Source organism: Candidatus Poriferisocius sp. (genome assembly GCF_965204015.1).
Classification (GTDB): Bacteria; Actinomycetota; Acidimicrobiia; order Acidimicrobiales; family Bin134; genus Poriferisocius.
In genome coordinates this window covers 3,884,357-3,899,171 of sequence record NZ_OZ241965.1, presented here as the reverse complement: position 1 = coordinate 3,899,171, position 14,815 = coordinate 3,884,357, and the positions used below count along the sequence as shown (strand labels likewise).

At 66.1% G+C, this 14,815-nt stretch carries 17 protein-coding genes; 10 read left to right on the top strand and 7 right to left on the bottom strand.

The features are described from left to right. The first annotated feature begins 32 nt into the window (after positions 1–32). Genes ACOGJC_RS17695 through ACOGJC_RS17685 form a run of 3 tightly spaced genes read left to right on the top strand, consistent with a single transcriptional unit; the run spans position 33 to position 2,665 of the window. Positions 33–875 (top strand): Mrp/NBP35 family ATP-binding protein, encoded by an 843-nt coding sequence (locus ACOGJC_RS17695; RefSeq protein ID WP_419846310.1) that lies wholly within the window; start codon positions 33–35, stop codon positions 873–875. 28 nt (positions 876–903) lie between these two features. Continuing rightward, positions 904–1,134, top strand: a complete 231-nt coding sequence (locus tag ACOGJC_RS17690) for a DUF3107 domain-containing protein (protein ID WP_419846309.1) — start codon at positions 904–906, stop codon at positions 1,132–1,134. 34 nt (positions 1,135–1,168) lie between these two features. After that, positions 1,169–2,665, top strand: coding sequence for a sensor histidine kinase (locus tag ACOGJC_RS17685; protein WP_419846308.1), 1,497 nt, complete (start codon positions 1,169–1,171; stop codon positions 2,663–2,665). Between the two features lie 11 nt (positions 2,666–2,676). Here ACOGJC_RS17685 and ACOGJC_RS17680 read toward each other — a convergent pair whose 3' ends face one another. Then, positions 2,677–2,979, bottom strand: coding sequence for a WhiB family transcriptional regulator (locus ACOGJC_RS17680; protein ID WP_419848269.1), 303 nt, complete (start codon positions 2,977–2,979; stop codon positions 2,677–2,679). A 129-nt stretch (positions 2,980–3,108) separates the two neighbouring features. On the opposite strand from ACOGJC_RS17680, the gene ACOGJC_RS17675 reads away from it, so the two are divergent. Then, positions 3,109–3,819, top strand: coding sequence for a glycerophosphodiester phosphodiesterase (locus ACOGJC_RS17675; protein ID WP_419846307.1), 711 nt, complete (start codon positions 3,109–3,111; stop codon positions 3,817–3,819). 11 nt (positions 3,820–3,830) lie between these two features. Here ACOGJC_RS17675 and ACOGJC_RS17670 read toward each other — a convergent pair whose 3' ends face one another. Together ACOGJC_RS17670 and ACOGJC_RS17665 are read right to left on the bottom strand one after the other, a co-directional pair. Then, positions 3,831–5,336, bottom strand: coding sequence for a copper resistance CopC/CopD family protein (locus tag ACOGJC_RS17670; protein WP_419846306.1), 1,506 nt, complete (start codon positions 5,334–5,336; stop codon positions 3,831–3,833). Between the two features lie 86 nt (positions 5,337–5,422). Next, positions 5,423–6,334 carry a diacylglycerol/lipid kinase family protein gene (locus tag ACOGJC_RS17665; protein WP_419848268.1) on the bottom strand — a complete coding sequence of 304 codons (912 nt, stop codon included), beginning with the start codon at positions 6,332–6,334 and terminating at the stop codon, positions 5,423–5,425. Between the two features lie 125 nt (positions 6,335–6,459). Here ACOGJC_RS17665 and ACOGJC_RS17660 point away from each other — a divergent pair, with 125 nt between their 5' ends. Together ACOGJC_RS17660 and ACOGJC_RS17655 are read left to right on the top strand one after the other, a co-directional pair. After that, positions 6,460–7,239, top strand: coding sequence for an electron transfer flavoprotein subunit beta/FixA family protein (locus ACOGJC_RS17660; RefSeq protein WP_419846305.1), 780 nt, complete (start codon positions 6,460–6,462; stop codon positions 7,237–7,239). A gap of 30 nt (positions 7,240–7,269) precedes the next feature. Then, entirely contained in the window at positions 7,270–8,232 is a 963-nt protein-coding gene (locus tag ACOGJC_RS17655; protein WP_419846304.1) for an electron transfer flavoprotein subunit alpha/FixB family protein, read from the top strand. A 61-nt stretch (positions 8,233–8,293) separates the two neighbouring features. Here the strand turns inward: ACOGJC_RS17655 and ACOGJC_RS17650 are convergent, their stop codons facing one another. The 3 genes from ACOGJC_RS17650 to ACOGJC_RS17640 are packed head-to-tail and all read right to left on the bottom strand — an operon-like array spanning position 8,294 to position 10,172. Beyond that, positions 8,294–9,058: an SCO1664 family protein gene (locus tag ACOGJC_RS17650; RefSeq protein WP_419846303.1), complete on the bottom strand. Its 765-nt coding sequence runs from the start codon at positions 9,056–9,058 to the stop codon at positions 8,294–8,296. Beyond that, positions 9,040–9,531, bottom strand: a complete 492-nt coding sequence (locus ACOGJC_RS17645; protein WP_419846302.1) for a DUF3090 family protein — start codon at positions 9,529–9,531, stop codon at positions 9,040–9,042. The genes ACOGJC_RS17650 and ACOGJC_RS17645 overlap by 19 nt, the downstream gene beginning before the upstream one ends. Next, on the bottom strand, positions 9,528–10,172 hold the full coding sequence (locus tag ACOGJC_RS17640) for an MSMEG_4193 family putative phosphomutase (RefSeq protein WP_419846301.1): 645 nt from the start codon (positions 10,170–10,172) through the stop codon (positions 9,528–9,530). The genes ACOGJC_RS17645 and ACOGJC_RS17640 overlap by 4 nt, the downstream gene beginning before the upstream one ends. A gap of 88 nt (positions 10,173–10,260) precedes the next feature. On the opposite strand from ACOGJC_RS17640, the gene ACOGJC_RS17635 reads away from it, so the two are divergent. Both ACOGJC_RS17635 and ACOGJC_RS17630 read left to right on the top strand, forming a co-directional pair. After that, positions 10,261–10,929 (top strand): uracil-DNA glycosylase, encoded by a 669-nt coding sequence (locus ACOGJC_RS17635; protein WP_419846300.1) that lies wholly within the window; start codon positions 10,261–10,263, stop codon positions 10,927–10,929. A gap of 50 nt (positions 10,930–10,979) precedes the next feature. Then, complete coding sequence (locus tag ACOGJC_RS17630) at positions 10,980–11,366, top strand: hypothetical protein (protein ID WP_419846299.1); 387 nt, start codon at positions 10,980–10,982, stop codon at positions 11,364–11,366. Between the two features lie 33 nt (positions 11,367–11,399). Here ACOGJC_RS17630 and ACOGJC_RS17625 read toward each other — a convergent pair whose 3' ends face one another. Next, positions 11,400–12,530 (bottom strand): Coenzyme F420 hydrogenase/dehydrogenase, beta subunit C-terminal domain, encoded by a 1,131-nt coding sequence (locus ACOGJC_RS17625; protein ID WP_419846298.1) that lies wholly within the window; start codon positions 12,528–12,530, stop codon positions 11,400–11,402. 209 nt (positions 12,531–12,739) lie between these two features. On the opposite strand from ACOGJC_RS17625, the gene ACOGJC_RS17620 reads away from it, so the two are divergent. Together ACOGJC_RS17620 and ACOGJC_RS17615 are read left to right on the top strand one after the other, a co-directional pair. Beyond that, the gene (locus tag ACOGJC_RS17620) at positions 12,740–13,294 is read left to right on the top strand and encodes a hypothetical protein (protein ID WP_419846297.1); all 555 of its coding nucleotides are present in this window, start codon (positions 12,740–12,742) and stop codon (positions 13,292–13,294) included. 32 nt (positions 13,295–13,326) lie between these two features. Next, on the top strand, positions 13,327–14,739 hold the full coding sequence (locus tag ACOGJC_RS17615; RefSeq protein WP_419846296.1) for a flotillin family protein: 1,413 nt from the start codon (positions 13,327–13,329) through the stop codon (positions 14,737–14,739). The last annotated feature ends 76 nt before the right edge of the window (positions 14,740–14,815 follow it).

Genomic DNA, 14,815 nt, shown 5'->3' with positions numbered 1-14,815 from the left:
GGATTTCTGGGTCGATGCCGTAATCTACCGGCATGGCTCCCGCTGGCGACACCCCCACCCCGCCGCGCCGGACCATCCCTTTCACCGATCCGGCATCCACCACGCGGGTGATCCTGATTGCCTCCGGCAAGGGCGGTGTGGGCAAGTCGTCGGTCACGGTGAACCTGGGGGTGGCCCTGGCGGCGGCTGGGCACCGCACCGCGGTGGTGGATGCCGATGTGTGGGGCTTCTCCGTTCCCAAGATGCTGGGCATCGATCATCTCCCCCAGATGGTGGACGAGATGATCGTGCCCCCCGAGGCTCACGGCGTGCGGTGCATTTCCATGGGGTTTTTCGCCGAGGAGGACCAAGCAGTGATCTGGCGGGGACCCATGCTCCACAAGGCGCTGGAGCAGTTCCTCACCGACGTAGCCTGGGACGACCCCGATTTCCTGCTGGTGGACCTGCCGCCGGGCACCGGGGACATCTCCATCTCCCTGGCCCAGTTCCTGCCCCGCTCCGAGGTGTACGTGGTAACCACCCCCCAACCCGCCGCCCAGCGGGTAGCGCAGCGGGCCGCATTCATGGCCGAGAAGGTGAACCTCACCGTGCGTGGGGTGATCGAGAACATGAGCTGGTTCACGGGCGACGACGGCAAGAGATACGAGCTGTTCGGCGCCGGAGGAGGCCAAGAGCTGGCCGACCGGCTCGACGTGCCCCTGATCGGACAGGTGCCGCTTTTGCCCGCGCTGCGGGAGGGGGCTGACCGGGGCCGGCCCATCGCGGCGGAGGCCCCCGACTCGGAGGCTGGCCGGGCATTCTCGGCCATGGCCACCCACTTGGTGGACAACCCCCCGCCCCGGCGGATCTACAGTCCCGAGCTCAAGATCAATTAGCTGGATCGAGTCTCAAGGAGATCATTCAATGCATGTTCGTATCGGCGTGATCCGAAGCCAGAAGGAGATCGAGGTGGAATTGGATCCCGACTCCGATGTGGAGTCGGTGAAAAAGGCCATCACCTCGGGGCTGGCGTCCGGCGAGATGCTGTGGCTGACCGACCATCGGGGCCGCGAGGTCGGCGTTCCGGCCTCCAGCGTGGCCTACGTGGAGCTCGATCCCTCGGCGACCGGCCGATCCATCGGCTTCGGGAGCTGATTGGCCCCTGGCCGACAGACAATAAGCTTGTCGGATGGCGAGCCTGGAGGAATTGGCGCCCGGCCTGCCCCAGTCGCGTCTGAACCATCTCCAGAGGCTCATGCGGACTTGGGCACCGCTGGCCGACCTCTCCTTCGCCGATCTGCTGCTATACGTGCCCACGAGCCGGCTGAGCCAGACTCCTGCCGCCGAGAACCCGAACGGGTACGCCATCGCGGGCCAGATCCGGCCCACCACCGCCCGGTCGGTGCATCGCAGCGATCTGGTGGGGGCTGTTTTCGCCCCCGAGCAGCGTCCGCTGGTCGACGTGGCCTTCCGCGAGGGGCGGATTACTGACGGGGGGCGCATCGGCCAAGCCGAACAGCCCCGCATCCGCACGCTGACCGTGCCGGTGAACTGCCACGGCGAGGTGGTCGCGGTGATGGCCCGGGAGTTCGACCCCGACACCCAGCGGGATCCCGGCGAGCTGGAGATGAGCTACTTCAAGCTGTTCCGGCGGCTGGCCGCCATGATCGCCGAGGGGGAGTACCCGTTCCCGGTGGACGACATCGAGACCGAGGAGTCCCCCCGGGTGGGCGACGGGCTGATGCTGCTGGACGCCTCGGGCCGGGTTCTGCTCATTTCCCCCAACGCCGCCTCTGCGCTGCACCGCATTGGCCTGCACAGCGAGGTCGAGGGTCGCCGGCTGGTGGAGATCGGCCTGGAGCAGCGAGCCATTCGAGCCGCCTTCGCCTCCCGTTTACCCCAGACCGAGGAGATACAGCACGGCGATCGGGGCACGGTGGTGTTGCGCTGTTTGCCGCTGATCGGCAGGGGAGAGGTGACCGGCGCATTGGTGCTGATGCGGGACATCTCCGAGTTGCGCCGCCGCGACCGCCTGTTGATGTCCAAAGACGCCACCATCGCCGAGATCCACCACCGGGTGAAGAACAACCTCCAGACGGTGTCCTCGCTATTGCGCCTGCAAGGGCGCCGGGTCACCGCGGCAGAGGCCCGGGATGCCATCGAGGAGTCGGTGAGACGCATTCGGGCCATCGCCATCGTCCACGAGATCTTGTCGCGCGATGCCAGCAGCGACGTGCCGTTCGTTGAGATCGTGCGGTCGCTGGTGCGCATGGTGGAGGAGGGGCTGACCGGTCCCGACCGGCCGGTGGAGTTCAAGGTGATGGGCGACGCTGGAGAGCTGGCCGCCGATGTGGCCACGCCGCTGGCGGTCGTGCTGAACGAGTGCCTGCAGAACGTTATGGACCACGCCTATCCCGAGCCGCCCGGCGGTCAGGTGCGGATTGAGCTGGACAACGACGGCGACCGGGTACAAGTGCGGGTGACCGACGACGGGGTGGGGCTGCCTGCCGGATTCGATACCGACAGCGCCGACGGACTGGGTATCGCCATCGTGCGAAATCTGGTGAGCACCGATCTGCGGGGGAGCATCACCATGAGCAACGGCGAAGGAAACCCGCCCCGGGTCGGAACGGTGGTGGAGTTGGCGATCCCCCTGCTGGGGTTCCGCTCCCCAGGCGGGGGCTAGCCAGACGGGGGCTAGGCCGTGAATATGGCCGTCTGGCGCTGCTCGGCCATCCTGAGTCGGCGGAGCTGGCGGCGCTCCTCCTCAGACTTTCCGCCCCAGATTCCCGAGTCCTGGTTGGTGGCCAAAGCGAACTCCAAGCAGGCAGTTTGCGAATGACACTGCTGGCAGACCACCTTGGCCGACTCGATCTGCTCGAGGGCCAAACCGGTGCTGCCCACGGGGAAGAACAGGTCGGGGTCGGTATCGCGGCAGGCGGCTTGGCACCGCCAATCGTCCGCCGCGTTGTCGATTTCAAAAAGCAATCCCTTGGTAATCACGCGGGGACAAGGATAGGGGTGGTGTACTGGTGTGGCAAGAGGGGATTATGGGGAATGTGTTGTTACTGGTAGCTGTGTTGGTGCTGTGAGTATGGGTTTCGCCCCCAAATTGGCAAGATTGTGGCCGTGAGGGTGATCGCCCATCGGGGGGCATCGGCGGTTGAGCGGGAGAACACCCTGGAGGCCTTCCGTGCCGCCGTGCGGCTGAATGCCGACGGAATAGAACTGGACGTGAGGCGCACGGCCAATGAGGTGCTGGTGGTACACCACGATGCCCACCTGCCCGACGGCCGGGCCATCATCGATCTCCACGACGACGAGCTGCCCGACTGGGTGCCCACGTTGGCCGAAGTCATGGACGTGTGCCGGGCCCCGGCCTCCGAGCGGGAGTTCGTGATCAACATAGAGATCAAGAGCGCCCCCAATGATCCGGACTACGACGCCGAGCACCAAGTGTCGGCCGCGGTGGCCGGGTTGGTGCTGGGGTGGGGGATGGGGGAGCACCGCGGCGAAGTGATCGTCTCATCGTTCGACATGGAGGCCCTAGACCGCATCAGGGCCATCGACCCCGCCATTCCCACGGCCTATCTGACCTTCGAGGTGCTGACCCCCGATCTGCTGGTGGGCCGAGTGGCAGCCGCCGGCCACTCCGCCATCCACCCCTATTTCGCGTCAACCAGCAAGGCCCTGGTGGACACCGCTCACGCCGCCGGTATCGAAGTCAACGTCTGGACCGTCAACGACCCCGACCAAATCGCCCAACTGGCGTCGATGGGCGCCGACGCGGTCATCACCGACGTTCCCGACATCGCCCGCGAGGTGCTCGACAAGAGCTAGCCCTTCCTTCGCTAAACCGCGGATGCTGCCACCAAGAACGCGGTAATGACGGCGACGGTCATTAGAGCGATCGCCTCGATGATCGCCGCTCGTCGCAGGCGCAGGTGAACGATGTCTTCTCCGTGCCGCTCGACGGCGGGAATGAGCACCCAGCGGTTGTGGCCACCAATGGCCGCAGCCACCGCGACGAGGGCAATCTTGGCCAGCAGCAAGCGGCCCCACTGGGTTGACCACAGGTCATCGAATCGGTCGAGCACGAGAATCGCCATGACCGTGCCGGCCACGCCGGCCAGTACCAGCGCGGTGGCCGCCATTCGGGAGAATCGCATCAACGGCCGGAACACGTCCGCACCGCGGCGGTGTCGACGCCACAGGAGGTCGGCCAGCAACACGACCCCGCCGCTCCAAACCGCGGCGGCGCTCACATGGCTCACGCTGGCGATCGAGTGCAACCACCTCGGTCCCTCGGTAACCGTGTGGCCGTCGAAGGCAAACGAAGCGATGACCAGCGCCCCACCCATGAGCACGGTCCCAACAATCGGCCCCCTCGGTGGGTTCTCCACCGCGCGCCAAAAAGCGCCCACTAGGACGAGCCCCCCGAGCAGTCGCAGCCCGGCGGCCACACCGAATTGAGTCGATACGGCATCGGCTATCGCGTCGGGCGACCAGAATGCCGACCATTCCCGTTCGATCACCACGGCTCGGTTCAACGCCGCCACGGCGGCGCTGGCGGCAAGCACGATGGCGTTCCCACTAACCCATCTCCGCACCCGGTCCGAGTCCCGCGACTCGCCACGAACGATGAACGCCAAAAATGCCAGCCCACCCACGACACCCATGGTGGCCAAAAAGATCAGGATGCGAGTTACTTCGGCTATGCGGTGAGACACCGTCGCGGCCGAGTTGCGCTGCGGTGCGAATGAAGACGTGCTGCGAACTTCCGCATCGGGCTCCTCGGCGCCCGTGGTTGGCGAAGGGGATGAGCCATCCGAGGCCGTAGAGCCAGCACTCGGCAGTGTGGTTGGTGGCGGCGTCGATGGAGCTTCGGTGGGGCTTGGCGCTTCGGGTGATTTGGTTGCGGCCGAGGGAGGATCATCGGGCACGGGTGTCTTGGGCTCGACGATTGTTGGGACAGGCCCGGTGTCCTGGGCATCTTGTGGGCCAGGAGACGGCGCGATCGTGGGTCCGCTCTCGGACTGGAGGACCGTGAACACGAACGTGCCCTCCAGAATGTGGCCATCAGCCGCCGTTACCCGCCAATACACCTCAATTCTGCCTCTGGGCAGCGGTGTCTCGTAGCGCATGACCCAGGTCTGCCCATCGGTTGATTCCACAGTGTCCGGAGCGCGCTCAATCCCTTGCTCATCGAATGCGATAAAGCCGTCTGAGACCGGCTCAACGGGACGAGTGAATGTAAGCGAGATCTGCGAAACCGGTTCGTCGACAGCGTCACCGTCAGACGGATGCGACGACTCCAACTCGGTGTGAGCGGCCGCCGAAGCAGGCCAGACGGCCATCAAGGCAAGACTGCCCAGCAATACCAAACACAGGATGACCGCTACCCGCTGGTCAAATTGACGCCTTTGTCTGATGAGTGGCGATGCTAGTAGTCCACCGGAAGTGCGAGGGCGAGGGCGTTGGCGGCGTGGTGGAACTCTAGGCGGGTGGTTTCGCCTAGGTAGTCGCCGTCTAGTTGGTAGGGGAAGGGGGTGTCGCTGGCTACTACTGCGCTGGTCACATCGGCGCGGGAGTGGACGTGGCGGTGAGCGGTGACCGGGGGGCCGTAGCCCAGGGCGCTGGCTGCGGTCCGAAGGAGCCTGCTCGCTCTCAGCGAGCGCATGGTTACCAGAGATAGGGGCACATCCAGGGTGGTGTCGGGCATCACGTTGAAGGGGCGCGACCCCAGATAGGTGTAGGGGTTGGTGTTGAGGCAGATGGCGAACTGCCCGGTCACCGCCTCGCCGTCGGCGTGGTAGACGGTGAACCGGGGGCGCGACCGGTCGTAGTGGCGCATCCAGGTGTCCACCGCCGCGTAGGCGAACAGCGCGTGGTTGGCGTATCGCTTCAATCCCGCCCGTCGCTCCACCTGCTGCACCACGGCCGCGTCGTATCCCACCCCGGTGTGGAACAGGAAATACCGGCCGTTCACCTGGCCGAGCCCGACCCGCTTGATGTGGCCGGCGGCCAGCGTTTCCAGCAGCATGGCGGCCGCCTCCACCGGGTCGTCGGGCAGGCCGATGGTGCGGGCGAACACGTTGGTCGATCCCCCCGGCAGGGGGGCCAGAGCCACGTCGGAGGCGGCCAGCCCATTCACGGCCTCGTTGAGGGTGCCGTCACCGCCCAGCACCGCCACCACATCGCACCCGTCGGCCACCGCCCCGTGGGCCAGGCGCGAAGCGTGGCCTCGCCGATGGGTTTCGGCCAGGGTCACGTCGTGGTCGGCGGCCAGCGCCTTTTGGATGACAACCTGGGTTCGGGCGGTAACCGACGAAGCGTGGGGGTTGACGAGGAGCAGAAGTTTCAGGCCTTAAACGCTACTGCTTGCCTGTTTGAGGCAGGAAACGGGGCCCGCGGCAATTGCCCCCAGTTCCCCTTCGTTTGGTTTTGCGTGCCCGAAGCGTGGTGGGAGACTTGTGCGCTATGGACATTGTCGTCTGCGTGAAACAAATCCCCGATCCGGCCGATCCCGGGGAGCTCGATTCGGACACCAACACCCTCAAGCGGGACATGAAGCTCATCATGGACGAGTCGGACTCCTACGGCGTGGAAATGGCCCTCCAGCTGCGTGACGCCGCGGGCGAGGGCGAGGTGACGCTGGTATCGATGGCGCCCAACGAAGAGGTCAACGGGCTGCGCTCCGCACTGGCCATGGGCGCCGACAAGGCCATCTTGGTGAGCGACGAAGCCCTGGCCGGCACCGACGCCCTGGGCACGGCCCGGGTTCTGGCCGCGGCCATCGGCCGGGCCCAAGCAGACCTGATCTTGGCCGCCACCGAATCGTCCGACGGCTATACCGGCACGGTTCCCGAGCAGGTGGCCGAGCTTCTGGGCCTGCCCTCGGTCACTTTCGCCAAGGAGATCCAGGCCGACAGCGGCGAGGTGGTGGTGAAGCGCCAGACCGAGGCCGGCTACGACGAGGTGCGGTGTCCGCTGCCCGCGGTCGTGTCGGTCACCGCCGGGGTGGTCGAGCCCCGCTACCCGTCGTTCAAGGGAATCATGGCGGCCAAGTCCAAGCCGATGGACCAGGTGGGGATCGGCGATCTGGGCATCAGCGCCGAACAGGTGGGCTGGGCCGGCGGCGGCCAGGAGATCACCGATGTGAGCCCCGCCCCCGAGCGGGAGGCCGGCGAGATCATCACCGATGAGGGCGATGCCCACGAGCGCATCGTTGCCCTGCTCGAAGAGCTCAGGATCGTTTAGGCGCCAGGGCGCTAGCAGCTAGGAGACAGCATGGGAACTATTTGGGTGTTTGCTGAGGCCTCGGGCGGCAAGGTCGCCTCGATCAGCCTGGAGTTGTTGACCAGGGCCCGCGAGTTGGCCGACACGGTGGAAGCAGTGGTGGGCGGCGACGGCGAGTCGCTGGCCGCCGAGCTCGGCGCCCACGGGGCGACCACGGTGCACGCCACCGGCGATCTGGGCGACGGGCTGGCCGGACCGGCGGTGGCCTCGGCCATCGCCGCGGCCATCGAGGGGGGCAATGCCCCCGACGCGGTGCTGTTCGGCACCACCTACGACGGCCGAGACGTGGCCGGACGGCTCTCGGTGAAGCTGGGCGCGCCGGTGATCACCAACATCGTCGAGCTGGAACAAGCCGACGGCTCATTGGTGGGCACCGAACCGGTATTCGGCGGCACGGTCAACGTCAGCACCCGTTTCAACGGGTCGGGCGTCGGCCTGTTCCTCGTCCGCCCCAAGTCGTTTGCCGCCGAGGAGAGCGGAGGCGCCCCCGCGGCGGTCTCCGCGCTGCCGGTGCCCGATCTGGGCGCCACCGGAGCGGCCCGGGTGGTCGACCGCTTTGCCGAGGAGTCCAGCGGCCCCAAGCTGGACGAGGCCGGCGTGGTGGTCTCCGGTGGACGGGGACTGGGCGAGGCCGAGAAGTACTCCATGATCGAAGACCTGGCCAAGCTCCTCGGAGGTGCGGCGGGCGCGTCGCGGGCCATCGTGGACGCCGGCTGGGTGCCCTACTCCCACCAAGTGGGCCAGACCGGCAAAGTGGTCAAGCCCGACGTCTATGTGGCCTGCGGCATCTCCGGAGCCACTCAGCACATGGTGGGCATGAAGGGCTCAAAGAACATCATCGCCATCAACAAAGATGCCGAGGCTCCCATTTTCGGCATCGCCGACCTCGGCGTCGTCGGCGACGTTCACAAGGTGATCCCCAAGCTGATCGAGGCGCTGCAAGCTCGGAGCTGACCCCGCCTTACACCAAGGGCCCGCCCTAAACCAGGGGCCCGCCTTACACCAAGGGCCCGCCCTAAACCAGGGGCCAAGGGTGGCGGCGTCCACTGGGATCGGTGGGGAAGCGGGCCTCGCTCACCAGTGCGCTCGCCCGGGTCAGCAACGCATCTCGCTCTAGTAGAGAGAGCAGATTGGCCACGTCGGGGGGCAGGCCGCCGTCGAGCAGGCGGCCCACGTCGCCGGCCAAGTCGTCGGGCAGGGGATCCCCGGCCCATTCCCAGATCACGGTGCGCAGCTTGAACTCGCAGTGGAACGACAGCCCGTTGTCGATGGCGTAGAGCCGCCCGTCGTCGCCCAGCAGGATGTGGCCGCCCTTGCGGTCGGTGCTGTTGATGATGAAGTCGAACGCGCACAGCCGCTGGAACCACTGGTGATGGGCGGGTTCCTCCCGCAGGGTGAAGTAGTGCTCGTCGTAGTCGGTGGGCACATAGAGCTGCACCGACCCCTCGCCGAGCGGACCGTCTCGCAGCACAGTGGGGGGCACCAAATCCCAACCCAGGGCTCGAGCCAACTCGAACGCGGCGATCTCCCGCTTGTGCAACCCGGCGGGGAAGTCCCAGAGTGGCCTCTCGCCCTGCACTGGCTTATACACCCCCTGGACGACAGGGGCATCGGGGGAGTGGACATCCACCAGAAACGTCATGTTGGAGCTCCATGGCATCCGCCCCAGCACCTCCAGTTCGCCGGTGGCGAGGATTTCAACTGCTACCTCGTCATCCAGTGCAGGCCGTTCGCGAAACGGCGACTCGGATTTGGCTTCCATCAGTTGTAGCAGGGGCACCAGGTGCCGTCGTCGTTCAGGGGCGCGCCGCAGAACCGGCACGGGGGCCGCCCGGCGGCCACCACCTGTTGGGCTCGGCCCACAAACCCGGCTGCTTGGCCTCTTGTGATCCGGAACTGAGCAGTGGCCAGGTCATCGGCCTCTTCTTCGGAGGGCCTCTCGGTGATCATGAGCAGCATCCGATCGGCACCGGCGTCATAGCCGAACCGGAATTCGCCCGCCGTCCACTCCGCTTCCACCGGGTCGATGAGGCCGATATCGGCTTCAGGCTCGATTGACTCGGGGTCGTCGGTGATCTCATCCAGTATCGCGGCGAAGTGTCTGGCCAAGGCGTCCACCTCTTGCTTTTCCACCTTGAGGGTCACCAGGGTGCCGGTGACTCCGGCCTGAAGATAGAAGACGCGTTGGCCAGGAGGCCCGACGGCGCCCACGGTGAAGTGCTCGAGGTCGTTCAGATCAAAGGACTCGCTCATGAGGGCACGAGGGCTTTCAAGTCAGAGGTGCTGTTCACGGTCAACACCAGCGGACCATCGGTGCTGTAAACGATGGCGGTGATCGAACACGGCGACACCACGATCCTCTGGAACATGTCCAAGTGGGCACCCGAGGCGTGCGACACCGCTGCCTTGATGGTGTCGGCGTGCGATACCGCCACCACGGTTGAACCGGGGTGGCGGGCGGCCAGCGACTGAACCGCGTCGGTAATCCTGGTCTGCATCTCCGCGAACGACTCCCCGCCCGGGAAGCGGAAGCCGCTGGGGCTGTGTTGCACCTGCCGCCAGTCGCGGCGTCGGCGCAGGTCGCTGAGGCGCCGACCCGTCCACCGTCCGAAATCGCACTCATTGAGGCTGTCGAGCACCCGCACCCGGCGGCCCACCGCCCGGGCTATGGGGGCGGCGGTCTCCCGGGCCCGCTCCATGGGCGAGGCGTACACCGCGCCGATGCGGCTCGCACCCAGGGCGGCGATGCGGGCCGCGGCCTGTTCGGCCTGCTCTCGGCCCCGGTCGCTGAGGTGCAGGCCCGGCGCCCGTCCGGGCAAAACGGCACCGGTGGTGGGGGTCTGACCGTGGCGCACGAACAACACCATGGTGGGTTTGCGGGTCTTACTGGCCATTTGCTCTGTGGATTCTGGGCTTTGCTGGGAGTTCCGGTTGACAGTGATTGCCAGCCATTGGGTTGCTGGGTCTTCTAGCTTGCCGGTCGTGGACTCGTTTGACGAACTGGCCGCCGATGTTATCTCTTGTCGAGCCTGCCCCCGACTCGTGGCCTGGCGGGAGGAGGTGGCCGAAACCAAGCGGGCCGCCTACCGGGATTGGACGTACTGGGGCCGACCGGTGCCGGGCTTCGGCGATTCCGAGGCCCGTATCGTGGTGGTAGGGCTGGCTCCGGCGGCCCACGGGGCGAACCGCACGGGGCGGATGTTCACCGGCGACCGTTCCGGCGACTTCCTGTACGCCTCTCTGCACCGGGTCGGGCTGGCCAACCAGCCCGAATCCACCGACCGAGACGACGGGCTCGTGCTGCGCGACGTGTACATCACCGCCCCGGTGCGGTGTGCGCCGCCCCAGAACAAGCCGACCCCAGCCGAACGGGATGCATGCCGCCCATTCCTGATGCGGGAGCTGGCCCTGCTGAGCCGGGCCCGGGTGTTCGTGGCGCTGGGGGCCATCGGTTACGGGGCAGTGGCCGCCGAGTTGGGAGTGAAGCCCCGGCCCAAGTTCGCCCACGGGCTGGAGGCAGCCGCCCCCGAAGGCCGCATGGTGGTGTGCTCCTACCACGTGAGCCAGCAGAACACGTTCACCGGACGGCTCACCTCCGACATGCTCGACGATGTGTTCGCCCGCTCGCTGGAACTGGCCGACGCCACATAGGGGCGGGAATGGTTCGCGACCGCAGGGAATCGGGCGATACCGTTGGGCCTGTGACAAAGGGCCGTTTGCTCGCGGTGGTGGCCGCGCTGGTGTTGGTGGCGGCCGCCTGCGGCAGTTCCGGGGCGCCCACCTTCTACGACGACAATGCCGCCGACTACCAATTCGACGAGAACAGTCCGGTGGAACCCAATGTCGGCCAGCCCGAGCGGAACTTCCGCGACGGCTGCAAAGAGGCGGGCCGCGATGACCTGGACGAACAGGTCAGGGCCAATCTGGCCGACGTGTGCAAGTGCGGCTTCGACAGGATCAGAGAAGCGCTGACCTTTGATGAGTTCAAGCAGCTCGACGACGACCTCCGCAGTGACATCAACGCCGACCTGACCGAAGAGGTGAGCCTGATCATGCGCCAGTGCATTCTGGAGGAATCAGGGATCTAACTGGCTCGGCGGAACGCCAGCAGCAGGCGGCGTTCAGACCCCCACCCGGACCGCGCTCTCGGCCCAGTCGGGCCAACGCTGGCGGCTCTTCGCAGCCAGCTTGTGCATCAGGGCCACCGCGCCGGGGTCGTCGTCGCCGGGACGGGCCTCGATCACCCCGTCTTCCAGCATGGCGTTGATCACGGCTCGGCCCAGCTCGGTGCGGACCACGGTGAGGGTCCAGTCGGTGGCGTCGCCGATGCCGCCGGTGGAGATGTCGGCATGCTCGGCAGCGAAGTCGGGGCAGAGGTTGCAGCCCTCCCGGGTCCAGGCGTGGCACTCCTTGAGGTTGATCTCGTGGTAGTCGCCGTTCTTCATCCACACCTGGAACACGCCCTTGATGTTCATCTTGGCGATTTGGTCGGTGGGCAGGCCGTACTTCACCCAGAACAGCTCCTCGAACATGGAGTCGTCGAAGCTCTTGGAGCACAACAGCCCGATGTTCAGCTTGATGGGGCGGCCCACCTTGCCCACCTTGCGGTTCCACATGACCGGGCCGATGGAGGTCTGACAGCTCATGCCCACCAGGGCCAGCCGCTGGAGTCCCTGCTCCTTGGCCTCCCGGTAGGCCAGCGGGTTGGCCGAGTAGGTGTACCGGCTGCCCGCGCCCCGCAGCACCTCCTCGCGGTTGACCGCCAGTCCAGGAACCGCCTTCCAGCCGTCGGCGTCGCCTCCCTCCAGAAATGAGGTGAGGGCGCCGTCGATCACGTCGTTCTCCAGACACCAGATCAAAATGGCCGACACCAGTCCGCCGTCTTGTCCCACGTCGTACACATGGTCGTCAGAGGCCCGCACCAGCAGGATGTCGCTGTAAATGCCCGACACCTCGTCCTCGTTGCGAATGCGGCCGAACAGGTGCTCATCGGCCTCGGCCTCCCAGGTGCGGAACCGGGGGCAGGCCCGAGTGCACGACGTACACCCCTTTTGGCCGTGGATGCAGTCGGACAGGCCCAGTTCCTCCTCCAGGTGGAAGGGCTTGTACTGGCCGGGCTCGTGCTTGTAGCCGATCACATCGTGGGGACAGGCGATCACGCACCCCGCGCAACCAGTACACAGCCCCGAGTCGATGACCTCCTCGTAGAGCTCCTTCCACTGGTGCGTCCAGCGAACCTTGGCCTCAGCCACCCACAGACTTTGCCACGCCCAGCCCGCGATTTGGTCATTCAAAGCGCATTTGCCCAGGAAGGGGCTATGGGGGAGGGGCAGAAGAGGAAATGGCCGGAAAAGCCGGTAGGGTGGCCGTTATGGAGGCCTAAACCGCAGGCCAGCGCCAGACTGAGCGCCAGACTGCGGGCAGGACTGCGAGATAGCGAGACAGACGGGAGGAAGAACAGATGGGTGACTGGTGGGACGGCCTGACCGGCGACCTCCAGGTCTTCTATCTGATCGGCGCAATCGCCGGCGTCTTCCTCATACTCCAGCTCTTGTTGTTGGGCTTCGGCGTCGGTTCCGACCTCGATATCGACCTCGACGATGAGGGCGCGGGAACGGGATTTCTGTCTCTTCGAAGCCTGACGGCGTTCTTTTTCGCCTTCGGCTGGACCGGCGTGTTGATGAAGGAGGCGGACAGCTCCACCCCGGTCTCGGTGATCGTGGCCATTGCGGTGGGCCTGGCGGTGTTCTTCGCCGTGGCCTACATGTGGCGGAAGTTCTCCCAGATGGAAGAAAGCGGCTCAGTCGACTACCAGAGTGCCGTAGGCGTCCACGGAACCGTGTACTTGCCGATCCCGGCCAACCGATCCATGCCCGGCAAAGTCGAGGTGCTTGTGCAAGGACGGCTCCGCGTGATTGATGCCTACACCGAATCGGACACCGACCTTCCGGCCCAGACCCGTGTCGTCGTGCAGGCCGTGGTGGATCCATCCACCGTCCTTGTCAGACCCTTGTAAAACACTTCATTTAGACCCGAAAGGACTCGTTAATGGCTGCCATAGCCCTTGTTGCTGGCCTCATTGTCATTCTTCTCATCGCCCTGCTGTGGATTTCTTCCCGCTACAAGCGCTGCCCCTCCGACCGCGTGCTGGTCATCTACGGCCGGGTGGGAGGACAGGGCCAGTCGGCTCGATGCCTCCACGGCGGCGGCGCCCTGGTGTGGCCTGTTATCCAGGGCTACGCCTTCTTGGATCTCACCCCCATACCCATCGAGATCAAGCTCCAGGGCGCGCTGTCCCAGCAGAACATCCGAGTCAACACGCCGGCCACGTTCACGGTGGGGATCTCTACCGAGCCCGGCGTGATGCAAAATGCCGCCGAGCGGCTGCTGGGACTGAGCTTGGTAGAGATCGAGAACCTGGCTCGCGACATCATCTTCGGCCAAATGCGGGTGGTGATCGCCACCATGCCCATTGAGGAGATCAACGCCGACCGCGAGAAATTGATCACCAACATCACCGAGTCGTTAGAGATCGAGCTGCGAAAGGTGGGCCTGCGGCTCATCAACGTCAACATCCAGGACATCACCGACGAGTCGGGCTACATCGACGCCCTCGGCCGGGAAGCAGCTGCCCGGGCCATCAACGAGGCCAAGATCAAGGTGGCCGAGCAGGAACGCGACGGCGACATCGGCGCCGCCGAGGCCCAGCGGGAACAGCGCATCCGGGTGGCCCAGGCCAACGCCACCGCCACCGAGGGAGAGAACGAGTCTCAAGTAGTGATCGCCCAGTCCGATGGCCAGCGCCGTCAGCAGGAGGCCGAGGCTGAGCGGGCCGCAGTCACCGCCGAGCGGGTCACCCAGGCTCGAGCCGCTGAGGAGTCGTTCGCCGCCGAAGGCCAGGCCGAGCAGGCCCGGGCGTCACGCGACAAGGCTTCCCAGGAAGCCGACATCGTGGTGCCTGCCGAGGTGGAGCGGGAGCGAGTCCGCACCCTGGCCGAGGCCGAGGCCGACCGGATCAGGCTGGTCAAGGGCGGCGAGGCCGACGGTCAGCGCCTGCTCATGGAGGCCGAGGCGCTGGGCTTGTTGGCCCTGCTCACCCGCCGGGCCGAAGGCCTCGGTGCGCTGGTGAACAACGCCGGCGGCAATCCCCAGCTGGCCGCACTTCTGCTCGTTGCCGAGCAGATGCCCAACCTGGTGGCCGAGCAGGTCAAGGCCATCTCCAATCTTCAGATCGACCAGATCACGGTGTGGGATTCCGGCGGGAGCGACGGCAAGGGTGGCAACAGCACTGCCAACTTCCTGTCCGGCCTGGCCAGCTCCCTGCCCCCCATCCACGACCTAGCCGCCCAAGTCGGCATCAAGCTCCCCGCCTACCTAGGCGAGCTCGACGATGAATCGGCAGTCGAGCGCCTCCGCGAGATAGCCGACCAACTGGGTTCGGAGGATTCCTCGGACGTGTAAGCTAACGCGCCCATGACCATCCGCGCCGGGGGTCAGCGCGGCCGCCTCTTGGCGATCATCGTCCTTGTTGCGCCAA

What these genes read in the sequence shown, in the direction of transcription:
- ACOGJC_RS17695 (WP_419846310.1), top strand. Translation starts at nt 33, where the DNA reads ATGGCTCCCGCTGGCGACACCCCCACCCCGCCGCGCCGGACCATCCCT.
- ACOGJC_RS17690 (WP_419846309.1), top strand. Translation starts at nt 904, where the DNA reads ATGCATGTTCGTATCGGCGTGATCCGAAGCCAGAAGGAGATCGAGGTG.
- ACOGJC_RS17685 (WP_419846308.1), top strand. Translation starts at nt 1,169, where the DNA reads ATGGCGAGCCTGGAGGAATTGGCGCCCGGCCTGCCCCAGTCGCGTCTG.
- ACOGJC_RS17670 (WP_419846306.1), bottom strand. Translation starts at nt 5,336, where the DNA reads ATGGCCGTCTGGCCTGCTTCGGCGGCCGCTCACACCGAGTTGGAGTCG.
- ACOGJC_RS17660 (WP_419846305.1), top strand. Translation starts at nt 6,460, where the DNA reads ATGGACATTGTCGTCTGCGTGAAACAAATCCCCGATCCGGCCGATCCC.
- ACOGJC_RS17655 (WP_419846304.1), top strand. Translation starts at nt 7,270, where the DNA reads ATGGGAACTATTTGGGTGTTTGCTGAGGCCTCGGGCGGCAAGGTCGCC.
- ACOGJC_RS17645 (WP_419846302.1), bottom strand. Translation starts at nt 9,531, where the DNA reads ATGAGCGAGTCCTTTGATCTGAACGACCTCGAGCACTTCACCGTGGGC.
- ACOGJC_RS17640 (WP_419846301.1), bottom strand. Translation starts at nt 10,172, where the DNA reads ATGGCCAGTAAGACCCGCAAACCCACCATGGTGTTGTTCGTGCGCCAC.
- ACOGJC_RS17620 (WP_419846297.1), top strand. Translation starts at nt 12,740, where the DNA reads ATGGGTGACTGGTGGGACGGCCTGACCGGCGACCTCCAGGTCTTCTAT.
- ACOGJC_RS17615 (WP_419846296.1), top strand. Translation starts at nt 13,327, where the DNA reads ATGGCTGCCATAGCCCTTGTTGCTGGCCTCATTGTCATTCTTCTCATC.